Origin of the sequence: Arthrobacter crystallopoietes BAB-32 (assembly GCF_000328305.2) — a bacterium.
GTDB classification, from domain to species: domain Bacteria; phylum Actinomycetota; class Actinomycetes; order Actinomycetales; family Micrococcaceae; genus Crystallibacter; species Crystallibacter crystallopoietes_A.
On record NZ_ANPE02000291.1, the window covers coordinates 1 to 2,187 of the forward strand.

The window sequence follows — 2,187 nt, forward strand, 5'->3', positions numbered from 1 at the left end:
TGCCCACGCCGGGCAGCCCGCGCACCACCAGCGCCCCGCCGCGTCCGGCCCGCGCCTCATCGATCACCGCCGCAATCGCGGCCTGCTCCTGCCCCCTGCCGTGAACCACGGCATGAGTGTAGCAACGCCGGGCTTGCAGAAACCCGGCAATTCCACCGGTCCGAAGCACCGGCCCCCGGCGGCACGATCGAACCGTCAACAACCGTTCCGATCCTCAGGAGCCACCATGAACACCCGGTCCGCCAACACCGCAGAGCAGCTGATCCACACCACCTACACAGTCGCCGGCATGAGCTGCGCGCACTGCCACACCGCAGTGGCAGGCGAGATCGGCAAGCTCCCCGGCGTCAGCACCGTCGTCGTCCATCCCGCTGACGGCACGGTGACCGTGGCCAGCAGTGCCCCCTTGCGGCGCGACGCCGTCGCCGCCGCCGTCGACGAAGCCGGCTACCTCCTCGCCTGACCGCAACCTCCCCTCCACAACCCCCGAAAGGAAACCGCCATGCACACCACCGAACTGACCGCTCCCGCCGTCACCCGCCGCTCGGCAATCTGGAACTTCACCCGGCACTACCTCGAAATGGTCGCCGCCATGATCGTCGGCATGGTCGCCCTCGCGCCGGTCTGGAACTGGCTCTTCGATGCGCTCGGCGTCGCCGCGCTCTTCGACCGCCCGGACCTCGGCTCGCTCGTGATGGCCACCAACATGACCATCGCCATGTCCGCCTGGATGAAGTTCCGCGGGCACGGCTGGGCCCCGATCACGGAGATGGCCGCCGCGATGTACCTGCCCTTCATCGCCCTCTTCTTCCCGCTCTGGGCCGGGCTGATCGACGGCCACACCCTGATGACCCTGGGCCACGTGCTGATGCTGCCGGCCATGGCGCTGGCGATGCTGCTGCGCCGCGCCGAGTACACCCGCCCGCACGGCCACCACCACTGAACCGCCGCACCCTAACGAAAGGACCGACGATGACCACCACCTTGGCCGAATGCACCCTCGACATCGGCGGCATGACCTGCGCCTCCTGCGTGCGGCGCGTGGAGAAGGCCCTCACCAAGGTGGCGGGCGTCGCCTCCGCCCAGGTGAACCTGGCCACCGAGGTTGCCACCGTAAAGTACGACGCCGGCAGCCTCCACCCAGCGGATCTCACCTCCGCGGTGGCAGCGGCAGGGTACACGGGAACGCCGCGGCCGGCACCGGAGGCGCAGGCGGGGCCGGCGGCAGCCGCGGAAGCCTCGGAGGAAGCACCCGCAGCCGGCGCTGCCTCGGAGAAGGAAGCCCTGCGCGATGCCGAGCTGGCGGGCCTGAAGCGCAAGTGGCAGGTCACGCTCGCCGCGGGGCTCGGCCTGATGGTGCTGATGTACGTGCCGCTGCCGATCGACGCGATGGACTGGCTGATGCCGCTGCTGCTGGCCGTCGCCACCGCGGTGCAGTTCTGGGCCGGCCGCGGGATCTACGCGGCGGCCTGGGCTGCCGCCAAACACCGCAGCACCAACATGAACACGCTCGTAGCGCTGGGCACCGGCGTCGCCTACGGCTACAGCGCCTTCGTGACGCTCTGGCCGGGGCTGGCGGAAAGCTGGGGCCTGCCGCTGCACGTGTACTTCGAGACATCGCTGGTGATCCTGGCGCTCGTGCTGATGGGCCGCTGGCTGGAGGGCAAGGCGAAGAAACAGACGGCGGCCGCCATCACGGCGCTGGTCGGCCTGGCTCCGAAGACGGCCCGCGTCATCCGCGGCGGCGTGGAGGCGGACGTACCGGTGGACGAGGTGGCCCTGTGCGACCTCGTCCGGGTCCGCCCCGGCGAGAAGATTCCGGTGGACGGCGTGGTCTCCGAGGGCGCCTCCAGCGTCGACGAAAGCATGCTGACCGGGGAAAGCGCTCCGGTGGACAAGGCCGTCGGGGATGCCGTCATCGGCGCTACCGTCAACCGGACCGGGTCCATCGTGCTGCGCGCCACCGCCGTCGGCGCCGGAACCACGCTGGCGCAGATCATCCGGCTCGTCGAAGACGCCCAAAGCTCGCGCGCCCCGATGCAGCGGCTGGCCGACAAGGTCTCGGCTTGGTTCGTGCCCGCCGTGCTGGTCATCGCCGCCGCCACGTTCGCCGGCTGGGCGCTGTTCGGCCAGGAGACCGGCCGGCTGACGCTGGCCATCGGAACCGCCATCGCGGTGCTGATCATC

General features: G+C 70.5%; 3 protein-coding genes. All 3 read left to right on the forward strand.

Annotation, left to right across the window (positions count from 1 at the left end):
* The first annotated feature begins 226 nt into the window (after positions 1 to 226).
* Entirely contained in the window at positions 227 to 463 is a 237-nt protein-coding gene (locus D477_RS20085; RefSeq protein ID WP_005274770.1) for a cation transporter, read from the forward strand.
* Positions 464 to 502: 39 nt separating this feature from the next.
* On the forward strand, positions 503 to 943 hold the full coding sequence (locus tag D477_RS20090) for a hypothetical protein (protein ID WP_005274772.1): 441 nt from the start codon (positions 503 to 505) through the stop codon (positions 941 to 943).
* A gap of 29 nt (positions 944 to 972) precedes the next feature.
* On the forward strand, positions 973 to 2,187 hold a 1,215-nt coding region (locus D477_RS20095; protein ID WP_005274773.1), incomplete at its 3' end, for a heavy metal translocating P-type ATPase.

What these genes read in the sequence shown, in the direction of transcription:
- D477_RS20085 (WP_005274770.1), top strand. Translation starts at nt 227, where the DNA reads ATGAACACCCGGTCCGCCAACACCGCAGAGCAGCTGATCCACACCACC.
- D477_RS20090 (WP_005274772.1), top strand. Translation starts at nt 503, where the DNA reads ATGCACACCACCGAACTGACCGCTCCCGCCGTCACCCGCCGCTCGGCA.